8 protein-coding genes are annotated in these 18,181 nt (G+C 67.9%); all 8 read left to right on the forward strand.

Going from position 1 to position 18,181, the window contains the following annotated elements; all coding sequences use genetic code 11:
• Window positions 1-105 precede the first annotated feature (105 nt).
• Window positions 106-6,219, forward strand: a complete 6,114-nt coding sequence (locus CVV68_RS12820) for an Ig-like domain-containing protein (RefSeq protein WP_110501406.1) — start codon at window positions 106-108, stop codon at window positions 6,217-6,219.
• A gap of 99 nt (window positions 6,220-6,318) precedes the next feature.
• On the forward strand, window positions 6,319-7,290 hold the full coding sequence (locus CVV68_RS12825) for an AAA family ATPase (RefSeq protein ID WP_110501407.1): 972 nt from the start codon (window positions 6,319-6,321) through the stop codon (window positions 7,288-7,290).
• A gap of 82 nt (window positions 7,291-7,372) precedes the next feature.
• The gene (locus tag CVV68_RS12830; protein WP_110501483.1) at window positions 7,373-8,704 is read left to right on the forward strand and encodes a DUF58 domain-containing protein; all 1,332 of its coding nucleotides are present in this window, start codon (window positions 7,373-7,375) and stop codon (window positions 8,702-8,704) included.
• Window positions 8,701-11,190 carry a transglutaminaseTgpA domain-containing protein gene (locus tag CVV68_RS12835; protein ID WP_110501408.1) on the forward strand — a complete coding sequence of 830 codons (2,490 nt, stop codon included), beginning with the start codon at window positions 8,701-8,703 and terminating at the stop codon, window positions 11,188-11,190. Before CVV68_RS12830 ends, CVV68_RS12835 begins: the two co-directional genes overlap by 4 nt.
• Window positions 11,191-12,930: an RDD family protein gene (locus CVV68_RS12840; RefSeq protein WP_110501409.1), complete on the forward strand. Its 1,740-nt coding sequence runs from the start codon at window positions 11,191-11,193 to the stop codon at window positions 12,928-12,930.
• The gene (locus tag CVV68_RS12845; RefSeq protein ID WP_110501410.1) at window positions 12,927-13,967 is read left to right on the forward strand and encodes a PP2C family protein-serine/threonine phosphatase; all 1,041 of its coding nucleotides are present in this window, start codon (window positions 12,927-12,929) and stop codon (window positions 13,965-13,967) included. Before CVV68_RS12840 ends, CVV68_RS12845 begins: the two co-directional genes overlap by 4 nt.
• The gene (locus CVV68_RS23890; protein WP_245933516.1) at window positions 13,960-16,347 is read left to right on the forward strand and encodes an FHA domain-containing protein; all 2,388 of its coding nucleotides are present in this window, start codon (window positions 13,960-13,962) and stop codon (window positions 16,345-16,347) included. The genes CVV68_RS12845 and CVV68_RS23890 overlap by 8 nt, the downstream gene beginning before the upstream one ends.
• The gene (locus tag CVV68_RS12855; RefSeq protein ID WP_110501411.1) at window positions 16,344-18,128 is read left to right on the forward strand and encodes a serine/threonine-protein kinase; all 1,785 of its coding nucleotides are present in this window, start codon (window positions 16,344-16,346) and stop codon (window positions 18,126-18,128) included. Before CVV68_RS23890 ends, CVV68_RS12855 begins: the two co-directional genes overlap by 4 nt.
• The last annotated feature ends 53 nt before the right edge of the window (window positions 18,129-18,181 follow it).

An 18,181-nucleotide genomic window follows, 5' to 3' on the forward strand; every position in this document is an offset into this window, starting at 1 on the left:
TTTTTGCGTGAATCGACTTTCGCGTGAATCGGAAGGTTCGGCGGGTCTTTCGTCAACAGTATTTTCATGTCCGGTCCTGGGGATCGGGTGGGGGTAAGGGTATTCATGGCTTTGCAGCGCTTGTCCAACAGGAGCAGCAGGAAGCAGTTTCTTTCCGTTTCCGCGGCGCTTGCCGTCTCGGCAGCCGTGGTGGCGGGCGCCGTCATCTACCCCGGATTCAACACCGCGGACGTGGACCTGAACGACGGCAGCGTCTGGGTGACCAACCGCAGCATGAACTTGGTGGGTCACCTCAACGCCCAATCTAAGGTGCTCGACGGCGGCTTCACGGCCACCACGTCCGGTTTCGACGTGCTCCAGCAGGCCGGCACCGTGTTCATGGACAACGACTCCGGCACCCTCCTTAACCAGGTGGACGTTCCCTCCATGGCCCTGGGCGAGGACACGGCACTGGCAGGTTCCAAGCGCGTGTCCCTCGGCACGGACCTCGCCGTCATTGCGGACCCGGCCGCCGGCAAGGTGTGGGCCCTGCCCAACTCCGCGGTGCCCTCGTTTAACGACAAGACCAGCAAGCCCATGGTGGCGAAGAAAACCCACGTGCAGGCCGCCGTCGGGCTTAAGGACGACGACGGCGCCAGCGACGTTTTTGTCGTTGACGCGAAGACCGCCGTGCTGACCACCTCCCGGGTCGACGCCGACGGCAAGGTGCTCGACTCCCGGGACGCCACGATTGACGGGCTGCCGGACTCCGGCAATCTGCAGCTGAGCGTCGTGGGTGCCAAGCCCGTGGTGTTTGATCCCGGCAGCGGCACGCTGTTCCTGCCCGGCAACAAGAAGGCCACGGTGCCCAACGGCGCCGACGGCATGCTCCAGCAGCGCAGTGCCGACGGGGACGCCGTCGCCGTGGAGACGGGCCGCGGGCTGGTGGTCCAGCCGCTCGACGGCGGCCAGGGAACCACTGTTGCCTCCGGTGGAACCGGCAAGGCCATCGCCCCGATCCAGCAGGACGGGTGCGTGCACGCGGCGTGGAACGGTGCCAACAAATATTTGCTGTACTGCAAGGGCCAGGACCCCAAGCCCGTCGCCATTCCCAAGGCCTCCGGTCAGTCGCAGCTGGTGTTCCGGAAAAACCGGGACGTTGTGGTGCTCAACGACATGGCCGGCGGCGATGTGTGGCTGGTCAACCAAAACCTCATGCTGGTCAACAACTGGCAGGACCTCACCACGGCCCAAAAGAATGTTGAGAACGCGGACAAGGAGTCCGCGGACCCCAATGTGGTCAACACGCTGCCGGACAGGACCAAGCCCAACCGGCCGCCCGTCGCGGTGCCGGACAGCTTTGGCGTGCGCGCCGGCAGCACCACCCTGCTACCCGTGCTGTACAACGATTCAGACCCCGACGGCGACGTCCTCACCGTCCGCGACAGCGCCGCCGGCATCAAGTCCGGGACCGTGGAAAGGGTGTACGGGGGCACCGGCCTGCAGTTGGTGACTCCCGCGGATGCCCCGGCTGGCACGGAGTCGTTTGCCTACACCGCCGATGACGGCCGCGGAGGCACGGCCAAGGGCGCCGTCACCGTTCGCGTGGTGCCGGAGACCGAGAACGCCGAGCCCGTTTCGCTGCGGGCCACCACCATGGTGGTCGCCCAGGGCCAGTCGATCACCCAGAACGTGCTCTCGGACATGATCGACCCCGACGGCGACGACATCTTCCTCGTCGGCGCCACGGCAGGGGATGCCACCGCGGAGGTGAAATTCACGCCGGACGGCGAACTGACGTATCTGGACAACGGCCAGGAGAGCGGCATCAAGACCGTCACGGTCAAGGTCTCCGACACGCGCGCCATCGTGGAGAAAACCATCAAGGTCAGTGTGAAGCCGGCCGGTGCCGTCCCCCCGGTGGCCAACGCCGATTATCTGCGGGTCGTGGCCGGACAGACAGGGACGGTGGAGCCGCTAAAAAACGACCAGGACCCGGCCGGCGGCGAGCTGCGGCTGGCCAGCGTGGACAAGCCGGCCACCGGCACAGCCGGGCCCATCGCCGACAACGGAACGTTCTCCTTCACGTCCAAAACCGTGGGCGCCACCTACCTGACCTACCAGGTGACCAATGGGCCGCAAAGCGCCACCGGCCTGATCCGCGTGGACGTGGTCCCCGCCCAGGAGGACTCCGCCCCGGTCGCCGTCAAGGACACGGCGCTGCTCCCCGTCGGCGGCTCCACCCTGGTCGACGTGCTCGGCAACGACTCCGACCCGGCCGGGGGAGTGCTCGTGGTCAAGTCCGTCGACGCCCCGGCCGATGCCGGTGTCACCGCCAGCGTCCTGGACCACAACGTCGTCAAGCTCACCGACGTCAGCGATCCGGGCCAGCCCGTCACCATCCACTACACGGTCGCCAATGGCCAGGGCACTTCCACCGGCGCCATCTCCGTGGTGCGCATCCCCTCGGCCTCCACCCTTCAGCCTCCCGTGGCACACCCCGACACAGTCACTGTCCGTGCGGGCGACGTCGCCCGCATCCCGGTGCTCGCCAACGACACCGACCCCAACGGCGACCTCCTTAAGCACCCTGACATCACGCAGGGCCCCGACGCGGACGCCGGCAAGCTGTGGGTGGACCAGGACACGCTGCGTTTCCTGGCGGGCCCCACGGCCGGCAGTGTTTCCGCCGTCTACAAGGTCACGAACGATTCCGGCCAGTCCGACTCCGCCGCCGTGACCATCAACATCATCGCCGCCGACCCCGAACACAACCTGCCCCCCTCCCCGAAAGACGTGCAGGGGCGGGTTATCGCCGGCGGCCAGACGCGCATCCAGATCCCGCTGGACGGCATCGACCCCGACGGCGATTCGGTCCAGCTGGCAGGCATCGACACGGCGCCGTCCCTGGGCACGGCCGTCCAGGGCAACGGATTCATCCTCTATACCGCCGCCGGCAACTCCGCCGGAACGGACACCTTCACCTACAAGGTCCGCGACCGGCTCGGCGCCGAGGCCGTCGGCACGGTGGAAGTGGGCGTGGCCAAGGCCGACTCCACCAACCATCCGCCCCAAGCCGAGGATGACTTCATCTCCATGCGCCCCGGCCGACAGGTGGCGCTGGACGTGGCATTGAACGATTCGGACCCTGACGGCGACAGGCTCGCCGTCGTCAGGAACGGCTTCAACGGGCCCAAGGAGATGGCCGCGCACCTCAGTGACCAGGGCAGGGTCATCGTCACCTCGCCTAAAACGACCGGCGTCGCCACCATGGGCTACACCGTGGCCGACCCCTCCGGGGCAACGGACCAGGCCAGCATCCGCATGAATGTCACCCCCGACGCCCCGCTCCGGGCACCCATCGCCCGTGACGACACCGTCACGACGCAGGAGGCGCTGGGCAGGAACACCGTCAACGTGCCCGTGCTCAAAAACGACGAGGACCCGGACGGCGTGGCCGATGCCCTGAAGGTCACGCTGACGCGTCCGACGCCCACGGCGTCAGTGAACGCAGACGGCACCTTGTCGGTCCAGCATACGAAGGCCCCGCAAATGGTGCCCTACACCGTGACCGACCAGGACAAGCTCAGCTCCACCGCCATCATTTGGGTGCCCGGCCTGGGACAGCAGTACCCGGTGCTGGCCAAGAGCGACGTCATCAAGGTCCAGGCCGGGAACACGGCCAGCCTGAACATCAAGGACTACGTCAAGGTCCGCAGCGGCCACACCCCGCGGGTCACCCAGGCGGACAAGATTAAGCTGGTGGGCGCGTCCGGGAAGGACATGCTGTCCAAGGACGGCGGCACCATCAAGTACAAGGCCAACCTGGACTTTTACGGTCCCGGATCCATCACTTTTGAGGTCACCGACGGCACCGGGCCGGACGATCCCGCAGGCCTGAAGTCCACATTGACCGTCATGACCGACGTCGCTCCGGCACCCGCGAAGAACCTGCCGCCCAAGCTCTCCGGCACCGAGCTGGCGGTGGCCCAGCTCGAAAACACCGAGGCCAACCTGGCCCTGCTGGCCACCGATCCTGAAAAGGACGCCTTGAAGTTCAGCCTCGCCGGGGACACACCCAAGGGCTTGAAGGTGGGGCTCGACGGCGCGAAGCTGGACGTCTCTGCCGGCAGGGACGCGCCGCTGGGCTCCGTTCAAACGGTTGAGATCCAAGTGAGCGACGGGCACAACCCGCCGGTCAAGGCGGCAGTGACGGTGACGGTGACGTCGTCGAACAGGCCCAAGGCCGTGGCCAACAATGATTCAGTGCCGGACGCCCACGCAGGGCGTCTGGAAAGTGTGCCGGTGCTGGCCAATGACACCAACCCGTTCCCGGATACGCCGCTGAAAATTGTGGATGTGAAATTGGTGACCGGGCCCGCCAGTACAGCCCTGGCCGTTGCCGGCGACAAGGTCAACGTCACCGCGCCGGAGGACTTCACCGGCAATGTGGTTCTCACGTACACCGTTCAGGACAAGACGGGGGACCATGCGCGCTGGGTGGACGGCCGCGTTACCGTCAATGTCAAGGGCAAGCCGGGCGCTCCCGCCGCGCCGCGCGTAATGGAGGTCAAAAGCAAGCAGGTCATGCTCAAATGGGCCACTCCTGTGGACAACGGATCGCCCATCACCGGTTACACGGTACTGGGCAATGACGGCACCAAGCAGCAATGCGCCACCAACACCTGCCTGATCACCGGATTGACCAACAACAAAACGTACACGTTCACGGTCAGTGCCAAGAACGCGGTGGGCGAATCCAACTATTCGCCGGCCTCGGCCAAGGCCGTCCCGGACCAGCAGCCGGATGCCCCCGCCGCGCCGAAGGTGGTTCGCGGGGACACCAAGCTGGACGTCAGCTGGAGAACGCCCGTGGGCGAATACTCGCCGGTCAAGACGTTCAACGTTCAAATCTCACCCACGCCGGCCGGGCAGAACCCGCAAAAGACCGGGGTCAAGGGCAACCAGCTCACCTGGTCCGGGCTGACGAACGGGGTGGCTTACACCTTCCGGGTGCAGGCCGTGAACAGCGCCCCCAAGCCTTCGGCCTGGAGTCCTTACGCCGCCACGCCGGTGAAGCCGGCGGGCAAGCCGTTCACCCCTGCGGCTCCCACCACCACGCTGGTGGACACCGTGGGCAGCCAAAACCAGGTGCGCGTGGACTGGAAACAGCCCAACCTCAACGGCGGCGTCCTGAAGGACTACACACTGACCACCTACCTCAACGGGACGGCGCAAGGGTCCCTGACCACCACGGCGCCCACGGCCACGGTCCGCCTGGCCAACGGCACGGGCCGGTACACCTTCAAGGTCACGGCCACCACCGAAGTTGCCGCCTCAAATGCCAGCCCGCCGTCGGCGGCGAGGCGATCCGTCAGCAGGCCCGGCACGGTCGCGAACGTGAGCATCAAGGCTGCCAACACCGGGGCCGCAGGTGGCCGGATCACGGTCAACTTCAACCGGCTCTCCGGTACGGGCACGGGCGGGTCCACCGCGGGCGAACTCACGTACCACGCCCTGGTGTCGGCCACCGGTGCCGATGTGGTGGTGAACCCGGGGAGCCAGGTGGCGGCCCCCAACGGAAAGGCCACCAGGGTCACGGTGTATGCGAAATCCTCGGCGTTTGCGACGGCCGGCAACGCCTCGGCGCCGTCGAACGCGGTGACGCCGTACGGCGTGGCGGGAACGCCTGGGGTTTCCGCCAAGGGAAGCTCCAAGGGCGACAAGAACGCGTACTACAACTGGAGCGCGCCATCGGGGTCGGTGGACTCTGCCGGAGTCAGGATCAAGGAAGGCAGCGGCGGCTGGAGTGGTTGGAAGACGGCCGGTTCCGGCAGCGGCTCCGTTGGCACCGGAGGCTACTCAACTGGCATAGTCATCCAGGTCCAGTCCCGGAACTCGGTGGGCACCGCCGGTCCCATCAACAAAGTGACGGCCAGGAGCGGAGTCAAACCTGACCCGCCCAAACCCAAGAACGAGGTACGCGTCACGCAGTCCACCAACAGGTCGTGCACCCAGGCCACGAACCAGGGGGACATCTTCCGGCAGGGGCCCCCGAAGACGTGTGGCGGGAAGACATCCGGCGGCTCGTGGCTCTCCTACTCCGACGGATACGTTCCCGTCGGCAAGTGCGGCAGCCCGTGGGGGACCAGCGGCTGGTACCAGATGACCGGCGGACCGCAAAATAACCGTTGGGTGCGGGCGGATACCGTCAGCGTCAAGGGAAACCTGCACTGCTGATGGCCGGGAAATACCGGGTAACGCCACTTACTGGATAAACTAGTCCAGGTTTTCACGCAGTGAATTGCACGAACCAAACACGAATGAAAGAGGAAGCACATGTCCATGACGCCGGAACAGGCCGCTTGGTTCGCTGGAACCTTTGAAAAACTGGTTGCCAATGTGGGCCAGGCGGTCCTGGGCAAGTCGCACGTGATCAGTCTGACGCTCTCCGCCATGCTGGCCGAAGGCCATGTCCTGTTTGAGGACGCGCCCGGCACGGGCAAGACCATGCTGGCGCGTGCGCTCTCCGCCACGGTGAAGGGCACGCATTCGCGCATCCAGTTCACCCCGGACCTGCTGCCCTCCGACGTCACAGGCGTGACCATCTACGACCAGAAAACGCAGATCTTTGAGTTCCACAAGGGACCCATCTTCGCCACGATCGTGCTCGCCGATGAAATCAACCGCGCCTCCCCCAAGACACAGTCCGCGCTCCTGGAGGTCATGGAGGAGTCCCGGGTCACCGTGGACGGCACCACCTACGAGACCGGCCGCCCGTTCATGGTGCTGGCCACCCAGAACCCCATTGAGCAGGCGGGCACGTACCGCCTGCCCGAGGCGCAGCTGGACCGCTTCCTGATCAAGACCTCCATCGGCTACCCGGACCACGCCTCCACCGTGCAACTGCTCTCGGGGTCCAGCCAGCGGGACCGGACGTCCACGCTGCAGGCCATCATCACTCCGGCGGCCATCGCCGAAATGGCTGATTTGGCCGCGACAACGCATACCGACGCCGCGGTGCTCGAATACGTCTCGCGCCTGTGCGAGGAGACCCGCAACGCCCCGGAAACCCGGTTGGGAGTTTCCGTCCGCGGCGCCATTGCCATGGTCCGCATGGCCAAGGTGTGGGCTGCAGCCAAGGGGCGCAACTATGTGTTGCCCGATGACGTGAAGGAACTTGCCCCCTACGTCTGGACGCACCGCTTTGTCATGGACCCGGAAGCCGAATTTGCCGGTTCCACCCCGGAAGTGGTGCTCAGCCGCGTCCTCGCCGAGGTTGCCGCGCCGCAACAACGCGCCACGGCCTGACCATCACGCCGCGGCACACCACACCACGCGAGACGAAACGTCCGCCGGCCCCGCCACGGGCCGGCGCACCACGAGGGAGACCATGAGCATCAAATCCAGCGCAGGAAGGGCCGGTGCCGTCCTGGCACGGCCGTTCCACCGCGACGGAGCCCCCACCCGCCTGCACCCCACCTCCCTGTGGGCGGAAGGCAGCAAGGTGGCCACGCTCTATGTCGGCCCCGCAGCGGGGAAGGTCCGCGCCTGGCTGGACCGGTGGGTCCGGCCTGCCCTGGCCACTGTCAGTGCGCTGGGCGCCGTGGTGATTGGCGCCGTCGTGGTCCTGTGGATAACGGGCGCAGCCTTTGGCTGGCAGGAGGCCAAGGTCGCAGCGCTGCTGGCCACCCTGCTGGTGCTGATCGCCATCGCCTTCATCCTGGGCAACTCGATGTACGCCGTGAAGCTTGATCTCGCCCGCACGCGCGTGGCGGTGGGTGACAGCGCGGTGGGCAGCATTGCCGTGACGAACGCCTCGACCCGCCCCGTGCTGCCCTCCGCCCTCGAATTGCCGGTGGGTGCCGCCACGGCCTTGTTTCACCTGCCCCGCATGGGGCCCGGGCAGGTGCACGAGGACCTGTTCACCATTCCCACCACCCGCCGCGCCGTGATCACTGTGGGCCCGGTCCGGTCCGTGCGCGCCGACCCCCTGCACCTGCTGCGCCGCCAGCTGATGTGGACCGAGCCGACGGACCTGTTCGTCCACCCCAGGACGACGGCGCTGGATGGTCCCGCGGCCGGCTTCCTGAAGGACCTTGAGGGGCTGCCGACCACCGAGCTGTCCAGTGCGGACGTCGCCTTCCATGCCCTGCGCGAGTATGTTCCGGGCGACGACCGCCGCCACATCCACTGGAAGACGACAGCCCGCACGGGCAAGCTGATGGTGCGCCAGTTCGAGGAAACCCGCCGCGCCCACATGGCCGTGGCACTGTCAGTGAACACCGATGAGTACGAGCGCGAAGAGGACTTTGAGCTGGCCATTTCCGCCGCAGCGTCCCTGGCCCGCCAGGCCATCAAGGAGGCCCGTGAACTGAGCGTGGTGACCCAGCGCGGCCCCGTCCGCTGCGAGACCGGCAAGAACATGCTCGATGACATGACCAGGCTGGCCGGGCATAACCGGCGCGGCACCGCCGTCGACCTGGCCCGTTCGCTGTCCGACGCCGTGCCCAACGCCTCCGTCGTGTTTTTTGTGGTCGGCTCCAAGGTCACCCCGTCGCAGCTGCGCAGCGCGGCCGCTTCGGTGCCCCCGGGCGTTCGGGCCTTTGCCGTCCGTTGTTATTCCGGCGCGAAGTCCGCCCGGGCCAACATCGCCGAGCTGACCGTCTTGACCCTGGGTGACTTGACCGACCTGGCGGCAGTACTTCGAAAGGCAGTTGCATGAGCGGCCGTAGAAACGCGGCGGCACAGGCCCGCCCGGCGGGAAGCAGCCCGGTTGAGCCCCGCCCCGTGGCGCCCCGGAAGCCGTCCGCGTTCGCCGGCGGCCGGCCGTGGTGGCACTTTGCCATTGACGCCGGCGCGCTGGCCGTTTTGCTGGGCCTTGGCGTGCTCGGCTTTGGCCCCACGTTTGGGCACGACCCCCGGTATTTGATCGCCGGGTTCGGTGCCATCGTGATTGGCCTGGGCGTTGCCGCGGCCGGCGCGCACTGGCGCCTTGGCCTGGTCACCCTGGCCGGCCTGGCGCTGGCCGTGTACCTGCTGCTGGGCAGCGCCCTGGCAGCCCCGGGGGAGGCAATCCTGGGATTCATCCCCAGCCTGGCGTCCCTTCGCGGGCTGCTGCTGGGCATCATGCTGTCCTGGAAGCAGCTGCTGACCCTGGCGCCGCCGGTGGGCACCAGCGTCGAGGTCATGGTGGTCCCGTACCTGTCCGCCTTTGTCGCGGCCGTGATGGCCGGCACGCTGGCGTGGCGGCTGCGCCGCGCCTACTGGGCCGTGCTGCCGGTGCTGGCGCTGTTCGTCACCGGCATTGCCTTTGGCACGGCGGCAGTCTTCCTGCCCGTGCTGCGAGGTTCACTGCTGGCGGCGGGCGCCGTCGGCTGGCTGGCCTACCGGCATGAAATGCTGCGCCGCGAATCCGCGGGTGCCATTTCCGCCAACCAGCCGGTGCAGGACGTGGCGGCTGAGCGCACGTCCATCCTGCGCCGCATTGGCCTGGCCGCAGGTGTCGTCCTGGTCGCCGGCGCCGTCACCATGGCCGCCGCCCCCGCCCTGACCACCAGCTCCAGCCGCGATGTGCTGCGTGACTCCGTGGTCCCGCCGCCGGACCTGCACAACCTGCCCTCGCCGCTGACCAGGTTCCGCGACTATGTCAAGAATGAGAAGGACGAGGCCCTGTTCACCGTTGACGGGCTGCCGAAGAACGGACGCGTCCGCATCGCCGCCATGGACAGCTACGACGGCGTCGTGTTCAACGTCGACCCCAACAGCTCGGCGTCCTTTTCCCCGATCGGGGACCCCAAGGCATTGAACCAGGCGGCGGGAGGGGACTCGTCCGCCGTCGGCGTTGACATTGCCGGCTACACGGGGCCCTGGATCCCCAGCATGTCGGTGGCGCAGAGCCTGAGCTACCAAAGCCCCAGCGGCCCCAATCCCACGCTGTACCTGAACAAGGATTCCGGCACGGCGCTGAACCTGGCCGGCGTGGCAAAAAGCGACAAATACACGATGGACGTCACGGTGCCGCAGGTGGACGCCAAGAAGCTGGCCGGCTCCGACTTCGGCTCCGTGGCGCTGCCCAAGCTCGAAAACGTGCCGCAGGTGGTCACCACCAAGGCCAATGACATTGTGGGTGAGGCGGACACGCCGCTGAAAAAGGTGCAGGCACTGGAAGGGGCCCTGCAGCGCGAAGGAAAGTTCAGCAACGGCCTGGAGGGGCAGGTGCCCAGCACCTCCGGCCACAGTGCCGCCCGCATCACCAAGCTCCTTTCCGGCAAGCAAATGGTGGGCGACGACGAGCAGTACGCCACCGCCATGGTCCTCATGGCACGCCAGCTGGGCATCCCGGCCCGCGTGGTCATGGGCTTCTACCTCGATGAGAAGGATCCGGCCAACGGCGCCCAGTCCGTAACGATGAAGGGCGACGACGTCCACGCCTGGGTTGAGGTCAACTTCGCCGGGGCCGGCTGGGTGCCGTTCAACCCCACGCCGGACAAGGACCACGTGCCGAACCCGCCGGAGCCGCAAAACGCGTCCAAGCCGAAACCGCAGGTGCTCCAGCCCCCGCCGCCCCCGCAGGAACCGGCCGACCTTCCCCCGGACACCGCCCCCGATGCCCTGGACACCGACGGCAGGAAGAACAATCCGGCAGGCATCCTCGGCGCCATCTTGATGATCCTGGGGGTGGCCGCCATTCCGGTGCTGGTCATCGCCATCCCGCTGATCCTGATCGTGGTGCTGAAAACCCGGCGCCGGAACAGGCGCTTCACCACGGGCCTGCCGTCCGACCGGGTGGGCGGCGGCTGGTCCGAGGTGATGAGCCTGGCCACCGACCTCGGCGCGGGCGTGGATTCAAACGGCACGCGCCGGGAGACGGCCGCCGCGCTCTACGGCGAGTTCCCGGACAGCCAGGGCACGACGGCGGTGCTTGCCGAACGGGCCGACGCCGCCATCTTTGGCCCGGGCCAGCCGAGCGAGGAGGAAGTCGCCGAGTACTGGACGCATGTGGACCATTCTGTGACCGACATGAAAGGGTCGGTAGGATTCTTCAAGCGGCAGCGGGCAAAGTTCTCCCCGCGTTCGCTGCTGGTCGATGCGAGGGCACGGGCCAAGCGCAGGGCCGGCAGGGACCGGGCCGCGGGCGACCCGGCGAATCCCCAACAACGGTCCAGGCTGGCACAGATGATGAACAAGACCCGAAGGGGTGCAAAGTAAATGGCGCGTAAAGTGGCGGAAGCCTGCCGTAATTGTGGGGCGGAGCTGGCCCCCGGCTCGGCATTTTGCACCTTGTGCGGGACCGCGGTGGCGAACCGCGCAGCGGCCCCGGCGCCGGACTCCGTGCCCCTGGGAGGGCCGGGCGGGCCATCCCGATCCGGTGCAGGCAATGCTGCCGGCCATGCCGGCGGGTTGGGTGCCGGCCATGGTGCGGCGTCGCCGGTGAAGGCCGTTCCCGGGATCATTCCGGTGGGCGTGCAGCCCGGCGGGCCGCTGGTGGCGCCGGTCCGGGTCGGCGATGACCCGCGCCTGGCCGCCGCCATGGTGTTGGTGCCTGGGGGTGCCGGCCGGCGCCTCGTGGCCATGATCGTCGACGGCGTCCTCCCCGTCATTCTCCTGGGTGCGGCCGTGGGCGTGGGAGCCGCCCTGACCACCGTCAAGGTTTCCGGCGACTACAAAACCATTGATTTCACCTGGCTGGCAGTCCTTGCCAGCATCGCATCGGTGCTGTCCCTGGCCTACGGGCTGTGGCTGTGGTTCTGGGAAGCCAGGAGCGGCAAGACGCCCGGGAACATCCTGACAGGCCTGCGCACCACCAACATGGACGGACTGCCGTCCGGAGTGCTGGCCATCTTCCTGCGCAAGCTGATCATCGGACTTGGCTCGTTGGTGTTCTACGTAGGCGCGATCGTGGTGATCATCTCCAACTCCTGGGATCCCAACGGTAAAAGGCAGGGCTGGCACGACAAGCTGGCCCACACCCTGGTGTTCAACGTCAAGATGGGCCGCGACCCCCTGGAAACCGGCGGCATTGCGGGCCGTGAATCCTATGCCCCTGCCCAGATGCCGGCCATTTCACCGGTCAATTCCCCGATGCCCGCAGCTCCGGCGCAGGCGGCCGGCAACTCCGCAGTGACGGCGCAAACCGTTGTTCCGGGGCAGTCCGGCCAGTTCGAGAGTGCTCCGGCACAGTCAGCCCCGGCTCGGACAGTCCAGGTACAGGCTGCTCCGGTACAGACAGCTCCGCTTGGCCAGGGGGCGCCACCCCAGCAGGAGTGGACAGCCAGCCCCTTCGCCCCGCCGGCGGTTTCGCAACCGCCCCAGGGCGGCCAGGCCCCGGGACCCATCACCGGCGTGCCGACCCCGGCCCGGCCGCCGGCTCCGGTCAACAGCTTCGCCCCGCCCTCCCAGCAGCAGGCTCCCCAGCACGCGCCACAGCAGGCTGTGCAGCAAAACCAGGCCCAGTACAATCCTGGGCAGCACAATCCTGCCCAGCACAATCCTGGACAGCACAATCCTGCCCAGTACACGCCACAGGGCGGCGGGCCGCAAGGCGGTCCGGGCCCCGGCCCAGCCGCGGCTGGCGGCGAGGAGATGGGCGAAACCCGCGTCCGCCCGGCGGACGTGGCCACAGGGCTCCGCCTGACCTTCGACGACGGCAGCGCGGAAGACATCGCCACCGTGGCACTCATTGGCCGCAACCCCGCCGGATACGATGGGGAGATGATTGAACGCCTCGTTTCTGTCCGGGATTCCAGCCGGTCCGTCTCCAAGACCCACCTGCACGTCAGGGTTGCACGGGAGGGCCTGTGGGTGACGGATCGAAACTCCACAAACGGCAGCGCCATCGCCGTGGCCGGCGGCCGCAAGTCCGCGCTCCAGGGCGGCACGCCTGCGTTGGCCGAGGTTGGTGCCACGGTCCACTTTGGCGACCGCTACTTTCAAGTGGGCCGCGCATGAGTGTTGAGGCAGGGGCGGAAGGCTCCCACAACAATGAGCCGGACGGCCATCCGGGGGAGGAGCCGGCGTCGGACGGTCCGCTCGGGGTCACGCTTGCGTTTGGCTTCGGCTCGGACCGCGGCCTTCGTCGCGAGTTGAACGAGGATGCGTTCCTGGCCGCGGACCCCATCTTTGCGGTGGCCGACGGCATGGGCGGCCATGAGGCCGGTGAAGTGGCCAGCCGGGAATGCATCAGCGTGCTCAGCCAGCAGGCTGTGCTGGCCGCAGGCTCCCGCACAGCCACGGCCGTGGACCTGCAGCAGGCGCTGCGCCAGGCCGATGCCAGGATTCGAGAGATTTCCAACGCCCGCGCGGGCACCACCGTCACGGGCGTGGCGGTGGTGGAGGAACGCGGAGTGCCGTACTGGCTGGTGTTCAATGTCGGCGATTCCCGCACCTACCGCTTGAGCCAGGGCAGTTTCGGCCAGGTCAGCGTGGATCACTCCGAGGTCCAGGAACTGGTTGACGGCGGCTACATCACCCCCGCCGAGGCGCTGGTCCATCCGCGCCGCCACGTGGTGACGCGGGCGCTCGGCACCGGGACCGACACGGAAGCGGACTTTTGGCTGATCCCCGTCGAGGAGGGGGACCGGATGCTGGTCTGCTCCGACGGCCTGACCGGGGAGGTCAGCGACGACGGCATCCACCGTGCCCTGAGCACGCTGAGCCACCCGCAGGACGTGGTTGATTCGCTGATCCAGTCCGCGCTGCGCTCCGGCGGCCGCGACAACATCACCGTGGTGGTGGTCGACGCCAGCCACGTGGAGGGCTCCGATCCGGAAACCCGGACCAGGCCTTCGGCGGCGCCGGCCGAGGAAGACACGCTGCCGCGCCTGCCCGGGGAAGCCCCGGAAGCTTCCACGCAGGAGCCTGCCGCGACGACTGAACTGACTGCCCCCGACACCGCTAGTGAACCTTTCAACAGCAGTGAAACCGTGGAAGCCACCCCCAGTGAGGGCCCCGCGAATCCCGTCCCGCATGAGGAGAACCATGGTTAACACCACTTACCGCACCGGCCCCTGGATTGGCATTGTGCGATCCGGCTCCGTCATAGTGCTGGAGGCCTCCACCGACCCCGCCGTCGTGACTGCCCTGTGGGAGTACCTGGGCAGAGACACCCCCACCATCCACGGCGTGCTCAACGCCGTCACCTCACATTTCGGCACGGATCTGACGGGCATGCCGCAGTTTGGCATTCTGGTCCACTCCGACCGCCTGCACGTCATACTGCGCGGCGGAATTTCCCTGGCTGTGCAGACTGCCGGTGCGGCGGATACGGTTTCCGGGCGCGACGTCGCCACCTGGAGCGAGCGCTCCCTGGCACTAACGGATTCGCTCGTGCTGACCCTCGACGCCGAAGGGGCGGCGGAGGGCGCCTCTCCGGCGCTGCCCCTGGGGGAGGCCGTGGTGTTGCTGTCCGAGCTGAGCCAGGGACTTCCTGTTTCAGGTGGCGCGGTCTTCGGTGCTGCCGGGTCAGGTGACGCTGCCTCCCGTGGCACTGCCGCCGACGGCGCGGTCTTCGGTGCTGCCGGCTCAGTTGCTGCGCGTGCCGGGACTGCGGGTGCGTTCCTGGGATCGCACGACGCCGGTACCTCCCCGTCTCTTGGCACGGGCGGTTTGTCCGTGGCCGGGGACGTGTCCGCCGGAGCCTCCGGCACAGGCTTCGCGTCAGGCACGGGTTCCGACCCATCCATCGGGTCCGGGCACTTCGTGAATCCTGAATCGGGAACCAGCGTCGGAGATGGCCTGGAGTCGGGCAGCGCCGCCGAAACGGAGGGGGCCGGCCACGGTCGGGACACCCGCGACGACGGCACCGGCGAGGACAGTCAGAACGCCGGCGACGCCGTGGGGCTGGGCGGCGTGGGACACGGTGCGCCGGAAAATAAAGACACCGGTCTTCGCGGCTCGGGTTTTGAAAGTCGCGACTCCGCCAGCGCCGGTTTTGACAGCTCCCGCTCGGACAGCGCCGACTCGGACAGCGCCGACCAGCACAACTCCGACTCGGACAGCACCGACTCGGACAGCGCCGACCAGCACAACTCCGACTCTGACAGTGCCGACCACGACAGCGCCACACACGACGAGGCGGATCTTGGTGACACCATCCACGGCGGTGCCGCGGACGCCGCCGGGGACGAGGACGCCTATGCCGGCTTTGCCTTGGCCGCGGACGCGGAGTGGAACGCGGAGCTGGCCGAGGCCCCGGGCACCGACCCGGACTCCGGCGACGGATCCGCAGTGGAATCCGTCGATGGTGGGCCGCACTGGCAGTCTTCAGCTGATGAAGGCGACCTGGGGCAGACCATCTATCCGCATCTGGGCTTCGATGATGACGAGCCGGCCGTGTCCTCGTCCGGGGCCGGTGAATCCGGCGTTGGGGAGGAAATCGATGATTCTGCGGAAGCGGCCGGCTTCCATGGCATCACCGGCTCCGGCGCAGTTTCGGAACCGGACGGTGTGGACCCGGCCGAAGACGGCAATACCACCGACTACGACCACCTCTTTGGCGCCACGGAACTGCGCTCGGTGGAAGACGCCGCCATCCGCCTGGACGAGAACGGCCATGAACTTCCCAAGGAGGCCACCGGGCAGGTGGCCGCCAACATCCCGCCGCAGCCACCCATGCCACCCATCGCCGGCCAGCGCATCGACGGCGGGGATGGTGACGTTGCCGAGGGCGACTCGGCCAGTTCGGCCGAGGAGTCAGCACCGGCGCCCGCGTGGCAGCCGCCGTCGGGCCTGCTGATCGACTCGGTGCCCTGGGGCAACAGCAGCACCGGCGGACCCCCGGCCAGCCCACAGGTCACTGCTGATGCTGACACGGCCGGCGATCCGGACCACGACGGCCACACCGTGATGCGCAGCGCCCTGGCCGGGGAGGCCCCGGTCGCGGAGCCGCTGGAGTCGCGCCCGCCCACCGGACCCATGGTGCTGGCGCGGCTGTGCCCGGCGGGCCACGCCAACCCGCCGAGCCGTTCACAGTGCTCCGAATGCGGTGCCGCCATCGATTCCGAGCCCCGTGAAGTGGGGCGGCCGCGCCTGGGCCGCATGCACATCTCCACGGGCGATGTCCTGGACCTGGACCATTCCCTGGTCATCGGCCGCCAGCCGTCGGTCTCCCGGGTCATGGGCGGTGTCATGCCGCGGCTGGTCCAGGTGCACAGTGCCAGCGGGGACATTTCCCGCTCCCACGTGGAAGTCCGCCTGGACGGCTGGGATGTGCTGCTCGTGGACCTGAAGGCCACCAACGGCACCGTCCTGGTCCGCGAAGGGCAGGCCCCGCGCCGCCTGGGCCAGGGCGAGCAGGCCATCCTGCTCAACGGCGACATCGCCGAGCTCGGGGACGGCGTGTCGCTGCTCTTTGAAGGACTTCTGTGAGCAGCAGGCGACCCCCCGCGCCGCCACCGGACATCCCCGGGTACAACTTCCTCTCGGTCCTTGGATCCGGCGGCTTTTCGGATGTGTACCTGTACGAACAGGACAGGCCGCGCCGCAAGGTTGCCGTCAAGGTGCTGGTCGCAGACCTGAAGACCGACGGCGCCCGCCGCCGCTTCGAGTCCGAGGCCAACCTGATGGCCCAGCTGTCCACCCACCCCTATATCGTGACCATCTATGAAGCCGAGATCACCGACGCCGGGCACTCCTACCTGGCCATGGAATACTGCTCCCGGCCCAGCCTTGACGTGCGCTACCGGCGCGCCCGCTTCAGCGTCGACGAGGCGCTGAGCGTGGGCATCCAGGTTTCCTCGGCCGTGGAAACCGCCCACCGGGCAGGCATTGCGCACCGCGACATCAAGCCGGCCAACATCCTGGTCACCGACTACAACCGCCCCGCCCTGACAGACTTTGGCATCTCCGGCACCATGGATGCCGCGCAGGACGACGACGCCGGCATGTCCATTCCGTGGTCGCCGCCTGAATCCTTCACCGCCGGGGCCACGGACGGCGTCAAGGTCGATATTTGGGCGCTGGGCGCCACGCTCTACACGCTGCTGGCCGGCCATTCCCCCTTCGTCATCCCCGGCGCGGACAACTCCCAGCGCGAGCTGATCAACCGCATCAATTCCGCGCCCCTGCCGCGGCTGGGCCGCGCCGACGTGCCCGAGGCCCTGGACCTCGTGCTGGCCACGGCCATGTCCAAGTCTCCGGCCTCCCGCTACGCTTCCGCGAAGGCCTTCGCCCGCGCCCTGATGCGCATCCAGGCGGACCTGAACCTGTCCGTCACCCCGTTTGAAGTCCAGGAGGAGGTGCCGCTGGAGGAAGCGGACCCCGACGCCGGCTTTGAGGCGACCCGGGTGCGCAGCGTGCTCTCGATCGACCCGGACTCCCACCCGTCCGGCCCCACGTTCCCGTCGGTGTTCCGCCCCGACACGACCGGCCCGTTCACGCAAAGCCCGCGGATCAACAGCATCCCCGGCATCACCGGCAGGACGCAGGGGTCCACCACGGGGCTGACGCAAAATGGTTCCACCGTGCCCTCCGGCGACCTCGCCGCACCCGGGCAGGCCGGGCCGGACGCACCCGGCAACATCGACACCGCTGCCAGACCGGCGGCCCCCGGCCCGTCAGGCGGCGGCTATTCGTCCATGCTCTCCCCCACGCAATGGGCGGACCCGGTGCCGCGCAACGGTGCCGAGGCGCCCGAGGCACACCTGGCCTCCACGGTGCACCGCTCCGACATTGCATCCAAGGGGCCACACCAACTCGAACACTCCATGCCGGGGCCGGCCGGCCCGCCGCCGTCCAGGAAACGCCTGTGGCTGGGGCTGGGGGCGGGCGCAGTCCTGGCGGCCGCCGTCGTGGTCGGAATTGTGGTCTTCAACACCGCAGGGTCGCCGGACCCCGTCGACCCCGACCAGGCCGGGAACACCACGCCGCCGCCGGCGCTCATCGTCGGCGCCGACGTCCCGCCTGTGACCAAGCTGAAAGCCGCGGCGAGCAACGGCGGCGCGGTCTGGTCCTGGTCCAATCCGGCGCCGGAGGCCGGGGACGTGTACCTGTGGGCGGCCGTCAGTGCCGTCGACTCCGGCGAGTTCAAGCCCGTCAAAGAGGCCAGGGTGTTTGTCACGAACAACTCCAACGACCAGTCGTGCGTGTCCGTGAAACTCGTCCGCAAGAACGGCAGCACCTCGGCTGAAACCAAAAAATGCTTTCCCTGACGGGAAAATACCGCAGCAACACCGGGCTTTGTAAAACTGATCATTGGAAGGAA

This window comes from Arthrobacter livingstonensis, from assembly GCF_003219815.1.
Lineage (GTDB): Bacteria > Actinomycetota > Actinomycetes > Actinomycetales > Micrococcaceae > Specibacter > Specibacter livingstonensis.

What these genes read in the sequence shown, in the direction of transcription:
- CVV68_RS12820 (WP_110501406.1), top strand. Translation starts at nt 106, where the DNA reads ATGGCTTTGCAGCGCTTGTCCAACAGGAGCAGCAGGAAGCAGTTTCTT.
- CVV68_RS12825 (WP_110501407.1), top strand. Translation starts at nt 6,319, where the DNA reads ATGTCCATGACGCCGGAACAGGCCGCTTGGTTCGCTGGAACCTTTGAA.
- CVV68_RS12830 (WP_110501483.1), top strand. Translation starts at nt 7,373, where the DNA reads ATGAGCATCAAATCCAGCGCAGGAAGGGCCGGTGCCGTCCTGGCACGG.
- CVV68_RS12835 (WP_110501408.1), top strand. Translation starts at nt 8,701, where the DNA reads ATGAGCGGCCGTAGAAACGCGGCGGCACAGGCCCGCCCGGCGGGAAGC.
- CVV68_RS12840 (WP_110501409.1), top strand. Translation starts at nt 11,191, where the DNA reads ATGGCGCGTAAAGTGGCGGAAGCCTGCCGTAATTGTGGGGCGGAGCTG.
- CVV68_RS12845 (WP_110501410.1), top strand. Translation starts at nt 12,927, where the DNA reads ATGAGTGTTGAGGCAGGGGCGGAAGGCTCCCACAACAATGAGCCGGAC.
- CVV68_RS23890 (WP_245933516.1), top strand. Translation starts at nt 13,960, where the DNA reads ATGGTTAACACCACTTACCGCACCGGCCCCTGGATTGGCATTGTGCGA.